The following is a 15733-nucleotide window of genomic DNA, read 5'->3' on the forward strand; positions in this document are numbered from 1 at the left end:
TACACTATATTCTATCAAATTTCCCGCCAAAAAATAAGTATGCGTGCGACAGTTTCATGACGCAATTGAGCATTTTATAAACAATGCTCGATCCATATCATTGTTTGCGCCAACGTTGCCTCTTGCGCGTGGCTGGACTGGAGGAGAGCTCTGGGCCAAGAAAACGTCCTTGGCCACCCATAACCCCAAGTTGTAAAAGCACTTTCCATTCCTGCTGGGATTCCACTCCCACCGCCAGCACTTGCGTTGGTGTCGGGTCACAGGCTCCCAGCATACTGCGCAAGTACAACTGGTTTTCCGGACGTTGATGAATGTCTCGGATAAGGCTTCGATGGAGTTTGATGTATTTCGGTTGGATATCTTTGACGTAGTGGGTACTCACCACAGAACGGCCAGCCTGATCCACCACTACCGCACAACCCAGCGCGCGAACCATGCGAAGCGTAGGTCTGACAGCATCGAAGTGCTTGACCAGCGGCGCTTCAGAGACTTCAATTTGCAGACGGTTGAGCACGCTACGTGGCGTTTGCAGCAAGGTATCTCGCAACCAGATTTGGTATGCACGCTGGCCCAGTGATTCAGCGCAGACATTAATCGACAACACTTCACGTCCGTCGCCAGTACGAAGAAGATGAAGCGCTTTACCGACCACACGCCTATCTAACGTGCTGTTCATGCCCACCAGATCAATACCGTTCATAAAGCGAGATGCTTTGATGATGAGGCCATTTTCATCTTTGATGCGCGCAAGCAGTTCAGTATGCAGCTCTTCCCCTTTGGCATCTTTCACTGCCTGACGGTAAAGATCCGGGCCACCCGCTTCAAACACACGGGTCAACAAGGTTCGCCAGCGAACACTGCCACGAGCTTCGTCTGCTACAACATCTTTTTTAAACGCATACCAACCATTGCTACCCTGAAGCACAGCGCTGCGTTTCGCCATGTCGGCCTCTTCCATCAGGCGGCCCCGGCGCTCACCGGTAGTAAAGAAGGTCATACCGAGGTGTGCCCAGTTTTCTTCTTCCAAGCATTCAGGTGGGCTCAGGCGCTCCAGTGCTTTCATTAATTGAGTAGCAAACAAACGGGCGTCTTTGGCCGACTGATGCGTGAGCAATACGGCAAATTCCGTGTCGTAGTAACGGGCAAGCACCGCGTCAGGGAAGCGGAGAATTGCGTTCGACAGCACGTTGCCGACTTCTTTGACCCACTCGTCAGCGCCTTCTTTGCCCGACTCATGGACCAGAGTGTCCCAGTCGCCAATGCGGATCATCAGCACTGCACCTTGCGCGCCTTTATCTTGCAATAGGGTTTGCAGACGGTTGTCGAACATCACGCGGTTAGCTGCACCTGTGAGTTTATCCAGGAAGGTGTTGGAGCGGATAAACGTATCAAAGCGACTGCGTTCCTGACGCGCTTCTCGAAGTTCTGCAATCATCTGGTCGAGCGCAATACTGGCCGTTGCTGGCCATTCACGTTCATCACCGGTATGCACTTCTTCCGCCCGTCCAGCCAGAATCAATCGGCCACGGTGTTCTAACAATTCTGCACCCAAGAGCTGGGTTCGCAGCCACCTTATGCCCCATGATAACGCAAGCACAATGACGAGTACCGCAAGCGACAGCGAAGACATCGCGCCTATCGAATAGGCAAAATCCGCATACGGCGGAACCGATTTAATCACAATGTAGAAGCCGGGATTACTCGGGAGATCGTAGCGGTTCACAATCAAATCCAGCGATTTGCCTACCGTTTGGATTTGTTCGTAGTGATACAAAAGGCCGGTTTTGCTGTTAATTTCCAGCTCAACGATGTCACTGGCTTTCAATAGCTGCGGAAGCCAAAGTCCGATATTTTCGTTAGAGACAGGATTGGCAATCGCATGGTCAATTTCGACCACCACTTTGCTGAGATAATGGGAGAGGAAGTCCGTTCCCAATTTACGAAAACTGATTGCACCACCAATAAAAAGTACGAACATGGCACAAACAACAATAAGCGTTACAAAAGCGACCAATCGGTTGGTCAGCTTCATCCCGGCAACTTTTCTCATGTACTATCCAAATGAAGGGTTTTGCTGATCCCTTCTCAGCAAAAATAAGTTCAGAAGGCCAATCGGCCTTGAATTAGTTATTATCGTTGTTCCCGTTATGAAAGTGAACGCAAAGTCGATACTCGGTTGATAAACCCCGGAATGAGTCAATAAATGGATTGGATTACCTGCGCGAAAAGTTATGTCACTGTGGTTGAAATGGGTTCGCTGGCTCAAGCTGCAACCAAGCTCAACACCTCGAGTTCTGCCCTTTCCAAACGGTTGGCTTGGCTGGAAAATCAACTTGGGGTTCAACTGTTAAAGCGCACTACCCGCACCCTGACCATGACCGATGCAGGACGATTGTTTTATCAACGTGGAAAACTTTTGCTGGACGATTGGACGCAACTGGTTTCTGAAACCACATCCACTTACGGCGAAGTTAGCGGCGTGCTGCGAATTGGTGCTCCGCTTGCAACTGGAAGCCGACTGTTGGTTAACAATATCGGCGAGTTTCTTTCGGCGTACCCGAACATTCAGGTGGAACTGCATACTCTCGCACCCGGGCAACTCCCAGACCCAAATCTGGATGTGGTAATCACCCGCGAACTGGCAGACTTCAACTCAGCAAGCTTTATCGCCACCAAGCTGTTTGATTTCCAGCCGCGCTTTTTTGCTTCACCGACTTATCTCGCGCAGCACCCACCGATTGTCGATCAAGAGCAGCTCTTGCATCACAACTGCCTGCTCTATGGCTCCACCAGCCACCCACAAGAACACGAGTTTGAGCATGGTCGAAAGCTACGCCTGAGCGGAAACTTTGTCTCACCCAACCCTGAAGCCTTAGTGAACGCTGCGGTGGCTGGACTTGGCATTATTCTGGTTGGAGATGTCACGGTCAGAAAGGAGTTAGATCAGGGATTACTGGTGCCCGTGCTACCGGATGTGCGTCAGCCGAAAAGTGCGGCTTATGCCTATTATCCGAAGCTTGAGTACAACCACACCAAAACGCGGCTGTTCATTGATTTTCTTAAGCAGAAAGTCGGTCACTGAAAAACACTTCTAATGCCAATCACAGTAGGTAGCTGATCAGAAATAGCGCAGGAAAAACGCTCGAGAACAAGGCGGAAAACTTCGATAAGTAGTTATTCTACAATCAAATTTTTCAACGCAGTTATCGAGCATTTTAACAAGCTAGGATGAGCAGATATTTACTACGATTGGTATAAAGTGCCAGATAAAACAAACCCCGCAAGAAGCGGGGTTGTGCAGATTCGATAATATCGCGTCGATTAAAACGGGATGTCGTCGTCGAAATCTGGCAGTTCGTTGTACTGCTGAGGTGCCTGTTGTTGAGGCGGCTGCTGGTGTGCAGGCTGTTGTTGCTGCGGCTGGTAGTTAGACTGCTGAGGTTGCTGTGGCTGACCCCAACCGCCTTGCTGTGGTTGCTGCTGCATTGGTGCACCTTGACCCATGCCACCACCGGCACGGCTGTCCAGCATTTGCATTTCGTTAGCAACGATTTCAGTCGTGTAACGGTCCTGACCGTCCTGACCTTGCCATTTACGGGTTTGCAGGCGACCTTCCAGGTACACTTTTGAACCTTTCTTCAGGTATTCACCCGCGATTTCAGCCAGGCGACGGTACATTACCACACGATGCCACTCGGTCATTTCCTTGTTTTCACCGGTGTTTTTGTCGCGCCACGTTTCTGAGGTTGCAACGGTCAAATTGGCAACCGCACCGCCATTCGGCAGATAGCGAACTTCAGGATCGTTACCCAAGTTGCCAATCAAGATAACTTTGTTTACTCCACGGCTGGCCATATTGTGCTCCCAAACCTTTATTTATTGATCACGTGGGTGACGGTAAACGGCGATGATAACAGAAGCAAAAAAAATCGTCACAATCTTTAATGCTGTTACTGTGACTGAATGCAACCTGATGAAATCTACTATGTAAGAATGAATTCTCTTACGCAGAAATCGGCGTTCGAAAACAAATTGTATTAGACTAACAATGAGTTTGGGCGCGTTTTACACACAAAGCTTCGGTTGCGAGTTCTAAAAATGATACGAATTGCTTTGTGATTGAGCTTTAGAATGCTGCGAATGCATTTTCATAAACTGGTGTACAGCCGGAAAGATGCAAATCGCACAGTTACAGGCATTTAGGGATACACATGCATAACATCGAGACCACCTCAGACAAATACACGATACTCCTCGTCTCAGAGCCGAGCATGACCATCACTGCGTTGATTTCATGCCTTGAGAAGGAAATTAAAAGCGCTGTGTCTTTGGTAGAGAAGCAAGAAATCAGTGAGAAACTCTCTACATCCTCCGGTCTGGTGTTGATTGACCTTAGCGCCTTCGAAGGTGACACCGTCAGTTTCGTCAAACAAAGCCTGGCTCCTTTTAGCGAGCAGCATGTTTTTGCTCTGTTTAACGCACACGATCTCTCCGCAAAAGAACTGGCTAGCTGGCCGTTTATTAAAGGCGTATTCAAAAAAGAAGATGATCTCGAACACCTGTGTCACGGCATTGAAAAGATGCTGTCTGGTGAATACTGGTTGCCACGTCAAAAACTGGCTGAACTCATTCACTACTATCAGCAGAATAACAACAGTGCGATTGATTACTCTGAAATTTGCCTGACTAACCGCGAGCAGCAAATCCTTCGCAAACTGGTCACTGGCGCCTCTAACAGTGAAATTGCTGACAGCCTGTTTGTGTCTGAACACACCGTCAAATCGCACCTTTACAACATCTTCAAAAAGATCAACGTGAAGAACCGCGTTCAAGCCGTATTCTGGGCCAAAAATAACCTGTCTGTCATTGGCTTGGATTACCAAGGCTAATCTCTTTACACCTTGTCTCACTCACTGCAGGTTAATTCCTCTTGTCGGGTATACCTTGCAGTGAACACTCTCCCCTCTAAGACTCGATGTTAACTGGGCTGACAGCTTAATTAGCGAGTTCTCATATTCTGTCACAACTGAGACATCTCAGTCTTCATTAGTCCTTCACAATAGAAGGTGCGATGTGAGAGTTGGCCATCTCAAAACATACCTATATTAAGCCCGCCCACTGCCGTTCGCACTGATGCGAGGACACATCTATTCACTCGTCGACGTACGCATCCCATCTGACAAAGGTAATCTCAAATACAGAGGGTTAGCACTATGAACATAATCTTAGGAACAGATCTGCCCGACGATTTTGTCGGTACGAATGATGATGATTTACTGATCGGCTTTTTCGAAGACGATGTCATCGTTGGTTTTGGTGGTGATGACGTGGTCTATGGCGGTAAAGGCGACGACTGGATAACCGGTGGTGCGGGCAATGACTTTGTCCGTGGCGGTGAAGGTAATGATTATGTCGCCGGCGGTAGCGGTGACGATATTCTCTTCGGCGGCAAAGGGGATGATGTCCTCAATGGGGGCATTGGTAACGATCTTCTATACGCCCGTGAAGGTAACAATGTGTTGTTCGGTGGTGAAGGTGACGATGCCCTGATCAGCGGCACAGGAGACGACTTCCTGTTTGGCGGAGCTGGTGCCGATGTCTTTATGTTCGACAACATCCTTGGCAACGGTACAGGTAATGATCGCATTACCGACTTTGAAATCGGGACTGACCTGATTTGGATACGGGCAACCGGTGATACCGACTTCGCCTCTCTGAACCTGACGCAGGTCGGCTTTAACACTCACCTCAGTTTGGCTGATGGCTCTACTGTGATTATCAACGGCATCGACGTTGATGACCTCTCAGCGAGCGACTTCCAAATCATCTAACACTCCTCTTACCCATCATTTCTCCGGCAGCAACTTAGGTTGCTGCCGTTTTTACATCGGGTCTTTTTCATAAAACACCTCGACACCTACCCCACATTCCAGACACATATCTGTCGTAGAGTTCAGACAGTAATCTCGCTCATCAAATCACTAATGAGACATTTTTCTCTGTCAATTTCCTGCAAAGTGATAGCGCGGCTAGTCAGGCGAGGTCATACCTGTCTGCCAGTCGCAGATGTGGTGCTCTTTTTAAGCTTCCACATCTTAGGACAAGGGTAGGTAGTATCAAAGGACGAATAAAAAATGGCTGACATTTTAGGAACAGATAATCCAGACATACTGGAAGGAACTAATGACGCTGATGTGATCAATGGCCTGGATGGTGACGATCGCATTGTAGGCTTCAGCGGCGATGATCTCATCGTTGGTGGTGCCGGTAACGATCTCTTGATCGGTGGTAAAGGCGACGACCAGCTGAGAGGCGGTGAAGGCAATGATGTATTGCGTGGCGGCGTTGGTGAAGACAATCTTCAAGGCGGCGAAGGCGACGATACACTGCTAGGCGGTGAAGGTAACGACAAGCTGTATGCAAACAGCGGTAACGACTACCTTTACGGCGGCGACGGTGATGACTGGTTGTTCAGCGGCACCGGTAATGACTTCCTCTTCGGTGGTGAAGGTGCTGATACCTTCGTTTTCCATAACCTGCTAGGCCAAGGTACAGGCTCAGATCGTGTTGTTGATTTTGAAATCGGCATCGACACTTTGCTTATCCGCTCTACTGGCGATACCTCTTTTGACACGCTGGACATTACCCAAGTGGGTAATAACACAGTGGTCAATCTGGCCGACGGTTCAAGCTTTACGCTCAATAACATCACTGCGACAGACCTGTCTGCAGACGACTTTACTATCGTCTAATTTAGGCAAGCTATACTCAAAACAACCAGTATCTTTTTATGCTGGTTGTTTTTTTTGGGGTTCACAGGGTCTGTCGATCCATAGCCTTCGCTACGTGGCTGTATCCATACGTATAGCGATGCAACGTCATCGGATATAACATGTCTCTCACTACACAAAAGCAATTAGAAACCACTCTCGGGCAATGCAAAAAAGCATTGGTGTTCGTTGTCGCCTTCAGCTTCATCATCAACTTGCTGGTGCTGTGCGTGCCCATCTACATGCTCCAAATCTATGACCGGGTGATCAGTTCACGCTCCGTCGACACCTTGTTACTGCTCAGCAGCATCACCATCTTCGCCCTGTTAACCATGGCGATATTGGAGAATGTGCGCAGCAGAATCATGGTGCGTATTGGCGCCTGGTTTGATGAAAGCCTGTCACCCGATATTCTGAGCGGCAGTATTGCCCTGCAACTGCGCCAGGGGCTTTCGGCTTCTGTGCAAAGTCTTCGTGACGTTGCTGCAGTGCGTGCCTTCATTGGTGGTAATGCCATCATTCCCGCGCTGGATGCGCCATGGACACCGGTATTCCTCGCGTTTGTATTCCTGCTGCACCCGATACTCGGCATCATTGCCACCGCCGGGGCGCTGGTCTTGTTTGCCATTGCGATCATCAATGACTTAGCGACCCGCCAAGCGCACAAAAAAGCCAATGAAGCCTCAATTGTGGCGATGCAACAGGCAGAATCTGCTGCGCGTAACGCCGATGCGATTGAAGCCATGGGTATCATGCCTAACTTTATCCGCAGTTGGACGGCCCTCAACAGCGAAAGCATTCAGGGACAAGTGACGGCGAATTCAAAAGGGGCAATGCTCACCGCAGCCTCCAAGTTCATCCGTATGCTGCTTCAGATTGCAATGCTGGGTGTGGGCGCGTATCTGGTGATTCAAAATGAACTCACCGCAGGTGCCATGATTGCAGGTTCTATTTTGATGGCACGTGCACTGGCACCGGTTGAACAATCTATCAGTGCCTGGGGTACAGCGATTTCCGCGCGCCAAAGCTATCAACGCCTCAAAGATCAGATTCCCGGCTTCCCTGAGCGTGCGAAATCGATGCCTCTACCGAAGCCAAAAGGCCAGATTTCCGTAGAGAAAGTCACTTATTTCCATCCGAGCGGCGCAGAGCCGGTGCTTCATGGCATCAACTTTAAACTTCAACCCGGTGAAGCACTTGGCATCATCGGTCCTTCGGGTACCGGCAAATCAACGCTGGCACGCCTGATGCTCGGCAACTTAACGCCAACCGCCGGGACTATCCGACTGGATAATATGGATGTCGCCAAGTGGGACCCGGACGATTTAGGCCCACACTGTGGCTATCTGCCACAGGATGTTGAGCTCTTCCCCGGCACTATTCGCCAAAACATTGCGCGGATGTCAGAAGGTGAGCCCGACATGGTGATCCATGCAGCTAAACTCGCCGGATGCCACGAACTTATCCTTCGCCAGTCAAAAGGTTATGACACGGTAGTCGGTGAACGTGGTCTCGGACTTTCTGGGGGAGAACGTCAACGTATCGCCCTTGCCCGCGCCCTTTATGGCGACCCGAGCCTTGTGGTGCTGGATGAAGCCAACGCCAACCTCGATGGCGTGGGTGAAGCTGCACTGCAACGTGCGATCGCGTACCTCAAATCACGTAAAGCCACCATTGTTTTGGTCGGTCACCGTCCCAGCATGATGCAGTCAATGGACAAACTGTTAGTGCTTCAGGATGCGCAAATCCGCGCCTTCGGTGAACGTGATGAAGTATTAAAACCGCTCCTTGAGCAAAGTGCCGCTATCGCTCAGAAAGGAGGCCAGCAATGAATGAGATCCCATCACTAAAACGCTTGATCATCTTGGGTTTCGGTTCTGTCGCCCTGTTTTTTGGCACCTTTGGTATTTGGTCTGTCTTCAGCCCACTCGAAGGCGCGTCGATTGCTCAAGGTGTGGTCACCGTCGACAGCCAGCGCAAAACGGTGCAGCACCTAGAAGGTGGCATCATCGAAAAATTGCTGGTAACTGAAGGGGCAACGGTCGAGAAAGGCCAACCGCTGATCTATCTCGACAAAACCCAGTCACACGCCCAGCTCGAACAGCTCACTTCTCGTCAGCGCAATGCCTCAGCGCGTGAAGCGCGACTTATTGCGGAACGGGACAATCTCGATGCCATTACCTTTCCGGAAGCGTTGGAGGCTGTTCGCGATAACCCTCGGGTGGAGGAACTGCTGACCAACCAGGTTCGCATTTTCGAGGCCCGCCGAGGTTTCTCTGAGTCGCAGAAAGAAATCATCACCAAGCAGCTGGCGCAGAACAAAGCAGAGCTGGAAGGCCAAAGAAAACGGCTGGAAATTGAAAAACGCCGACTTTCAATCATTGGTGAAGAAATTTCTGGCAACCGCCAACTGGCTGAAAAAGGCTTTGTCAGTAAGACCCAGGTGTTACGGCTGGAACGTGAAGAAGCCCAGATCCTCAGCACCATCAGCCAGTTGCAGGCCAATGCGAGCCGATTGGCTCAAAACGTAGCGGAAAGCCAAGCACAGCTCAAAGAGCAAGAACTTGAGCGTATCAAAGAGATTGTTGAAGGGCTGCGTGAAAGCCGTCAGGAGAGTTACGAGCTTGACGAGCAGATCTCCGCAGCCAAAGACATCCTTAACCGCACCACAATTTCTGCGCCTTTGTCCGGCACCGTACTGAATCTTCAGGTCTTTTCGGAAGAAGGGGTTATCACTCCAGGACAGCCACTGCTTGACATCGTACCCAGCAATGAAGGGCTGGTGATCGAAGCCAAGGTGGATCCTTCTGACATTGATCAGGTGCGATCCGGCATGAAAGCGCAGATCCGCTTGACAGCCCTGAGCATGCGAAGCGTGAAACCGCTGGATGGAGAGCTGATTACCGTCTCGGCAGACAGGTTGGTGGATGAACAATCCGGGCTCGCTTACTACCTTGCCCGGGTCAAACTCATTGATAACGTGAGCGATATTCTGGAAGGCATTGAGCTGTATCCGGGAATGCAGGCAGAAGTGATGCTCCTGACTGAACCACGCACGCCAATCGAATATTTGCTCAAGCCACTGACAGAAAGCTTCAATCGCGCATTTCGAGAACAGTGATCACCGTCAATCACCACTCAGTCTTTTTTCATTCTTAAGGCTGAGTGGTGATGATTGCTTTTTAAATTTCGCTGAAATGGGCCTCTTACCTTTTCATTGCGAAGTCTAAATATCGATACAGGAAGCTGGCACTTTTGGAATGAAAGTCTCGTGCTGTCTGCATTTCTCAACAGCTATTGATAGCCCACTAAATAGCGTAATGACAGGGAAGTACAAATGTCACACAACAAAATCGGACAAACTTCATCTTCTCTGACTAATCGCATACTGGTTTACTTACACCACAGAAATGGCGAGATACGCAATTGGTTGAAAGTCAAACCTTGGCTAGCGAGCTTGGAATGCGTGGTTTACTTTTTAATAAGAAGCAATGAAATAGGCTCGCTTGCATTTAGCCCTGATCACTACAGAGAACCTCATCATGGATAGTAGAAAAATCCGCACACATGGAACTGAATTTGCCATCATTTACCGACTGTGCGATTTGGCCGTTATTAGCGGCACACTGGCGATTGTTAGCCAGCTCTATCTGGGGTCGGTCAGCGAGGCTTGGCTTCACCTTGCCACACTGACTTGCATCTTCTATTTGCTGTTTGCTGAAAGTTCACACCTTTACCGCTCTTGGCGTATCAGCAACTTCCAAGGACAAATGGTCGCCACCTTGCTGCCATGGTGCGGTGCCTGCTTGCTCCTCGTGGCTTACTTCTTCTTTTCGAAAAGCGGTATCGAGTTTTCCCGGGTTGTCATGACGCTGTGGTTTACTGGCACCGCAGTGGGTCTTGTGCTGTGGCGTTTTATCGCACGGGCGGCTTTAAGCCGACTGCGCAACCATGGCTTTAACACCCGCAGTGCCGTGATCATAGGCACCACAGCAAATGGCATTGAACTAGCGCAAGAATTCCAGCGCAACCACACGCTCGGTATTACGCTGTTGGGTTTCTATGAAGACCGCAGCAGCGATCGGATTGAAGGCTCATTGCCTGCTCCTATGCTGGGTAAAGTTCATGAAGCGCTGGAACTGGCCCGTAAAGGCGAATTGCAGCATGTATACATTGCGATGCCAATGCACGCCAAAGACCGCATTGCCCGTTACCTTAACCAATTTGCCGACACCACAGCGACCACCTATCTGGTGCCTGACTTCTTTACTTACAACTTGCTGCACAGCCGTTGGCAAACCATTGGCCATGTTCACACCCTGAGTGTGCATGACACACCATTCAGTGGGATTGCAGCATGGGCAAAGCGTCTGGAAGACATCGTACTGTCTCTGCTTATCATCATCCTGATTTCACCGGTGCTGTTGGCTGTGGCCATTGGCGTGAGACTTTCTTCGCCGGGTCCCATCATTTTCAAACAACACCGCTACGGTCTGGACGGCAGCAAAATCAATGTATGGAAGTTCCGCTCCATGTCAGTGATGGACAACGGTGACGATGTGAAACAGGCCACCAAGAATGACCCTCGCGTGACTCCTTTTGGCGCTTTCATCCGCCGAACATCACTCGATGAGCTGCCGCAGTTTTTCAATGTGCTGCAAGGCCGGATGTCAATCGTCGGCCCACGCCCTCACGCAGTGGCGCATAACGAGCAGTACCGCGCCATCGTCGACCGCTACATGCTTCGCCATAAAGTGAAGCCAGGGATCACTGGCTGGGCACAGATCAATGGTTACCGTGGCGAGACCGACACGCTGGACAAAATGGAAAAACGCATCCAGTTCGATTTGGAATATATCCAGAACTGGTCACTGTGGATGGACATCAAGATTGTGTTCGCCACCGTGTTCAAAGGCTTTGTCGGCAAAACGGCGTACTAGGGAGAGATAAGTGAAAAGCCGTAACTTATTGTTTTGTTTTGTAGGTGCTATTCCCGTTTCGGCGTTGGCCATCGAACCCTTTCCTTATCAGACGGAAGATGGCATCGACATCATTCCGACGCTGGAAATCAATGCGGGTCACGATGACAACGTTCGCCGGACGGAAACGAACCCTGTCGGCTCAGCAATGTACCGTATTTCTCCCAAAGTCATGGCGCAGTTTGAAACCCGTCGCTCTGCATACCAGTTGGATTACGCGCTGGATGCAGTGAGTTTTACCGACAGCAGCGAAGACAACTACGTTAACCACAATCTGCACGGTTATGGATTCTGGCTGTTCGATATCCGCCACCGCCTGCATCTGGACTACAAATACAGCGTTACCAGTGAAGCACGAGGAACGGGGCTGACCGAAGGCTCCAGCCTCCGAGTGGATGAACCACTGCGTTTCCGCCGCCATGATGCTTATGCACGCTACGTCTATGGCGCGGCCGGTGCACCGGGTCGCTTGGTCGGCATTATTGGCTTTGAGGCGAAAGACTACGACGAAGAAGTGTTTGTTCGCACCAACGGGGTTACCGTCGACACCAAGTTCTACAACTGGGATCAACCTTATATCGCCGGTGAGTTTTATTACGCCGTCTCCAGCTATTTCCATGCTGTCACAGTGTTCAACCACGAAATCCGTAGCTACGACCATGTATTTACAGGTCCAGGTGGCACGCGCGACAGCAACAATACAGCCCTATATGGTGGACTTGACTGGGACGTGACGGGTAAGACACAGGGAAGACTCCTGCTTGGCTTCCAGAATAAAGATTTCAAAAGTGGCCAACGGGAAAACTTCCAAGGGTTCAGCTGGAAATTAAACCTCAGTTGGAAGCCAACCGATTATAGCGAGTTTCGCCTTGAAGGGCTTGATTTTGCCCGAGACCCAAACCTCGAAGCCGATTACGTAAAAGATCGATCCATCAAGATCGACTGGGAACATAAATGGACCCCATTAGTGACAACGACAGCCTCCGCTAGGTATGGAACCAATGACTATCCGGGTATCCGCGAAGATGACGACAGCCAGTTCGATGTCAGTGCGACATACAGCATTGCCCGTTGGTGGGATGTATCCGCCGGCATCGGTTGGTTTGAGCGCGATTCGACGCAGCCTGGTTACAGTTACGATCAAACACGATTCTTTATCGGCATGGAGGTAAGTCTGTGATCAGACGCTTTTTCTTTATTTGTTTAGCCCTGCTGACATTTTCAGTCACCGCATACGCTGACAACGAGCAATACGTGCTAGACGACGGTGACTGGATTTCTATCAAAGTGTATGGCGAGGAAGACCTCTCCATGGACATCCTTCTCAGCACCCGTGGGCGATTTGATTATCCCTATCTCGGCAGGTTGGAAGCAGCAGGAAAAACCGTAGGACAACTACAGGAAATCATTCAAAGAGGGCTAAAAGGCGACTACCTAATTGACCCTAAAGTAACGGTTAACGTGATGAAGTTCCGTAAGTTCTACGTGAACGGTGAGGTACATCATCCGGGCGGTTACGACTATCAGCCTGGGTTAACTATTGGCAAAGCCATTGCGATTGCAGGTGGTTTCACTGACCGCGCTTCAAGAAACAAAATTCAGCAGACAGAAGCCAAGAGCGGCAAAACAGAAAATAACGTTGGCCTGTCAAAAGCTGTTGGCCCCGGCGACATTATCGTTGTGGATCAGAGCTTCTTTTAAAGAAGCCAGCCAAACCATACAGCTCTTTTTTGCGCACGGAAGATTAAAAGGACTACTAACATCATGAAACTTATCGAGCCTAACCCGGCCAGTGAACCAGCGCGCCTCGATCTCAAGCGCTATGCCGGTGTGATTTTGCGTTATTGGCTGCCAATCGCTGTGTTTGTGGCATCGGTAACCCTTATCGCAACGATACTGATCCTTGCTATAACCCCGGTTTACCGTGCGACCGCGACACTGCTTATCGAGTCAGAAGCCAACAAAGCGGTGTCCATCGAAGAGGTGTATACCCTCGATACCAGTCAGAAAGAGTATTACCAGACTCAGTTTGAAATCCTTCGCTCCAACCATATTGCGGAGAAAGTGATTGATGAGCTGGGTATCGCCAATATCCGCGAGTTTAATAATGAGGTTGGCGAGCTTTCAGGCCGCGAAAAACTGCTCGGCTTCCTGTATCAAATTGGGCCTTTGCAGCAATTCTTGCCTACGCCCCCTTCGCCATCAGAAATGGCGGATGACGCAGCGGCACGTGAAGCCGTACTGAACAAATTCAAATCACACCTGACCATTGAGCCTATCCGCAACACTCAGTTGGTGCATGTGCATTTTGGCTCGATCGACCCAGAGCTGGCAGCGAAAGTCGCCAATGCCCTTGGTCAGGCTTACATTGAGTCCAATCTCGAAGCCCGTTTGGTGGCCACCCAAACCGCCTCATTCTGGATCACCGAGCGCCTCACCGAACTGAAAGACAATCTGGATGCCGCCGAGCTTGCCCTGACCAACTTCCTGAAAGATGAAGGGCTGATTGAGCTTGATGACATCGACCAGTTGGCAGGCTCAGAACTCACTAACCTGTCTATCCGCGTCAACGAAGCCCGTGAGCGTCGTGTTGCAGCGCAAAGCCTGTTTGACCAACTGAAGAACAACGCCAGCGGCAGCCTGATGACAGTGCCGGAAATCTCCAACCATCCACAGGTTCGGGACGTGAAAAACGCCGAAACCGATGCTGAGCGCAGGGTGTCAGAGCTTGCCAAACGTTACGGCCCAAAACACGACAAAATGATTCAGGCACAGGCGCAGTTGGACTCGGTCCGAGAGCGTATGTACTCGGTAATCAATAATCTGGCGCAAGGCATTGAAAAAGAACTGAACAGTGCACGTCAGCAAGAACGCGCGCTGGCAGCAGAGCTTGAAAGCAAGAAGAGCGATTACCAGAACATCAGTGCAAAACGTGCACAGTACGAGTCACTCAAGCGCGACGTTGACTCTAACCGTCAACTTTACGATTTGTTCCTGAACCGCCAGAAAGAAACCACAGTGGCTGGTGACTTCGATGCTGTAAACGCGCGCTTCACAGATCGTGCGACTATCCCTCAACATCCATCCAGCCCTCAGACGGGCAAATTGATCGTGATCAGCGCCGCATTCGCCCTGCTGCTCGGTATCGTCGGTGCGTTTTTAGCGGATGCTTACCGCAACACCATTGAAAAACCTGACGATGTTGAGGAGAAACTGGGATTGCAGCACCTGGGATACCTACCACGCGTGAAGGCAAAGCGTTTCAAAAACGCGCCGCTTGATCACACCATCTATCTTGATCCGGATGAAGCCCTGTTCAGTGAATCTGTCCGCACCATCCGCACCTCTATTTTGCTCTCACTGACAAACAGCCAACGCAATGTGCTGGCCGTGACCTCTTCCCTACCTTCAGAAGGGAAAACTACGGTTGCCATGAGCCTTGCCCAGTCGCTGGCAAAAATGGAACGTACGCTTCTGATTGACTGTGATTTGAGGATGCCGGCGATTGGACAACGCTACGGAATGCCGCGTAATCAGGCAGGATTGAGCAATGTACTGGTCATGGGGATGCCGGTCACCGACTGCATCTATCACGATGAAGACACGCAGCTCGATATTCTTCCTGCGGGTCTGCTTCCATCCAATCCACAGGAACTTCTGGGCTCAACCAAGTTCACGACGCTCATCAATCAGCTGAAACAAAGCTATGACCGAATCATTCTTGATACTCCACCGGTTCAGATCGTGAGTGATGGCCTGATTCTGGGGCGTCTGGCTGGCGGCATGATCCTGGTAGTAAAAGCGGAAGCGACTACCGAGAAACAGGTCAACCGTTCAATCAGCCAACTTGTTCGACATGACATCGCCATCGATGGTGTGGTGCTTAACCAACTCTCTGCGCGCTATGCGGAGGAAAAATACAAGCTGCACTATGGTTATTACAATAATAACAAACAAGATGACGAAACATTGGAAGCGAGTTAA

General features: G+C 50.3%; 12 protein-coding genes. 10 read left to right on the forward strand and 2 right to left on the reverse strand.

The window, feature by feature from the left end:
* Positions 1 to 97: 97 nt before the first annotated feature.
* On the reverse strand, positions 98 to 2050 hold the full coding sequence (csrD, locus tag QL223_RS17145; RefSeq protein ID WP_281545409.1) for an RNase E specificity factor CsrD: 1953 nt from the start codon (positions 2048 to 2050) through the stop codon (positions 98 to 100).
* A 153-nt stretch (positions 2051 to 2203) separates the two neighbouring features.
* Here csrD and QL223_RS17150 point away from each other — a divergent pair, with 153 nt between their 5' ends.
* Positions 2204 to 3082, forward strand: coding sequence for a LysR family transcriptional regulator (locus tag QL223_RS17150; protein WP_046304833.1), 879 nt, complete (start codon positions 2204 to 2206; stop codon positions 3080 to 3082).
* Between the two features lie 239 nt (positions 3083 to 3321).
* Here the strand turns inward: QL223_RS17150 and QL223_RS17155 are convergent, their stop codons facing one another.
* The gene (locus QL223_RS17155) at positions 3322 to 3855 is read right to left on the reverse strand and encodes a single-stranded DNA-binding protein (RefSeq protein ID WP_002541246.1); all 534 of its coding nucleotides are present in this window, start codon (positions 3853 to 3855) and stop codon (positions 3322 to 3324) included.
* A 356-nt stretch (positions 3856 to 4211) separates the two neighbouring features.
* On the opposite strand from QL223_RS17155, the gene QL223_RS17160 reads away from it, so the two are divergent.
* The 9 genes from QL223_RS17160 (at position 4212) to QL223_RS17200 (ending at position 15733) form a co-directional block, all read left to right on the forward strand.
* The gene (locus QL223_RS17160) at positions 4212 to 4889 is read left to right on the forward strand and encodes a LuxR C-terminal-related transcriptional regulator (RefSeq protein ID WP_002541248.1); all 678 of its coding nucleotides are present in this window, start codon (positions 4212 to 4214) and stop codon (positions 4887 to 4889) included.
* Between the two features lie 324 nt (positions 4890 to 5213).
* Complete coding sequence (locus QL223_RS17165) at positions 5214 to 5831, forward strand: calcium-binding protein (protein ID WP_281545410.1); 618 nt, start codon at positions 5214 to 5216, stop codon at positions 5829 to 5831.
* Between the two features lie 303 nt (positions 5832 to 6134).
* Positions 6135 to 6752 carry a calcium-binding protein gene (locus QL223_RS17170; protein WP_281545411.1) on the forward strand — a complete coding sequence of 206 codons (618 nt, stop codon included), beginning with the start codon at positions 6135 to 6137 and terminating at the stop codon, positions 6750 to 6752.
* 140 nt (positions 6753 to 6892) lie between these two features.
* The gene (locus QL223_RS17175; protein ID WP_281545412.1) at positions 6893 to 8602 is read left to right on the forward strand and encodes a type I secretion system permease/ATPase; all 1710 of its coding nucleotides are present in this window, start codon (positions 6893 to 6895) and stop codon (positions 8600 to 8602) included.
* Positions 8599 to 9891, forward strand: a complete 1293-nt coding sequence (locus QL223_RS17180; protein ID WP_002541252.1) for an HlyD family type I secretion periplasmic adaptor subunit — start codon at positions 8599 to 8601, stop codon at positions 9889 to 9891. Before QL223_RS17175 ends, QL223_RS17180 begins: the two co-directional genes overlap by 4 nt.
* A 421-nt stretch (positions 9892 to 10312) precedes the next feature.
* Positions 10313 to 11710, forward strand: a complete 1398-nt coding sequence (locus QL223_RS17185; protein ID WP_281545413.1) for an undecaprenyl-phosphate glucose phosphotransferase — start codon at positions 10313 to 10315, stop codon at positions 11708 to 11710.
* 10 nt (positions 11711 to 11720) lie between these two features.
* Positions 11721 to 12929, forward strand: a complete 1209-nt coding sequence (locus tag QL223_RS17190; RefSeq protein WP_281545414.1) for an outer membrane beta-barrel protein — start codon at positions 11721 to 11723, stop codon at positions 12927 to 12929.
* Positions 12929 to 13450: a polysaccharide biosynthesis/export family protein gene (locus QL223_RS17195; RefSeq protein ID WP_152442410.1), complete on the forward strand. Its 522-nt coding sequence runs from the start codon at positions 12929 to 12931 to the stop codon at positions 13448 to 13450. Before QL223_RS17190 ends, QL223_RS17195 begins: the two co-directional genes overlap by 1 nt.
* A gap of 63 nt (positions 13451 to 13513) precedes the next feature.
* Positions 13514 to 15733, forward strand: a complete 2220-nt coding sequence (locus QL223_RS17200) for a polysaccharide biosynthesis tyrosine autokinase (protein ID WP_281545415.1) — start codon at positions 13514 to 13516, stop codon at positions 15731 to 15733.

It is taken from the genome of Grimontia sp. SpTr1 (genome assembly GCF_947387585.1).
GTDB classification, from domain to species: Bacteria; Pseudomonadota; Gammaproteobacteria; order Enterobacterales; family Vibrionaceae; genus Enterovibrio; species Enterovibrio indicus.

Coding starts and splice junctions, on each gene's coding strand:
- csrD (WP_281545409.1), bottom strand. CDS start 2,050: ATGAGAAAAGTTGCCGGGATGAAGCTGACCAACCGATTGGTCGCTTTT.
- QL223_RS17150 (WP_046304833.1), top strand. CDS start 2,204: ATGGATTGGATTACCTGCGCGAAAAGTTATGTCACTGTGGTTGAAATG.
- QL223_RS17155 (WP_002541246.1), bottom strand. CDS start 3,855: ATGGCCAGCCGTGGAGTAAACAAAGTTATCTTGATTGGCAACTTGGGT.
- QL223_RS17160 (WP_002541248.1), top strand. CDS start 4,212: ATGCATAACATCGAGACCACCTCAGACAAATACACGATACTCCTCGTC.
- QL223_RS17165 (WP_281545410.1), top strand. CDS start 5,214: ATGAACATAATCTTAGGAACAGATCTGCCCGACGATTTTGTCGGTACG.
- QL223_RS17170 (WP_281545411.1), top strand. CDS start 6,135: ATGGCTGACATTTTAGGAACAGATAATCCAGACATACTGGAAGGAACT.
- QL223_RS17175 (WP_281545412.1), top strand. CDS start 6,893: ATGTCTCTCACTACACAAAAGCAATTAGAAACCACTCTCGGGCAATGC.
- QL223_RS17180 (WP_002541252.1), top strand. CDS start 8,599: ATGAATGAGATCCCATCACTAAAACGCTTGATCATCTTGGGTTTCGGT.
- QL223_RS17185 (WP_281545413.1), top strand. CDS start 10,313: ATGGATAGTAGAAAAATCCGCACACATGGAACTGAATTTGCCATCATT.
- QL223_RS17200 (WP_281545415.1), top strand. CDS start 13,514: ATGAAACTTATCGAGCCTAACCCGGCCAGTGAACCAGCGCGCCTCGAT.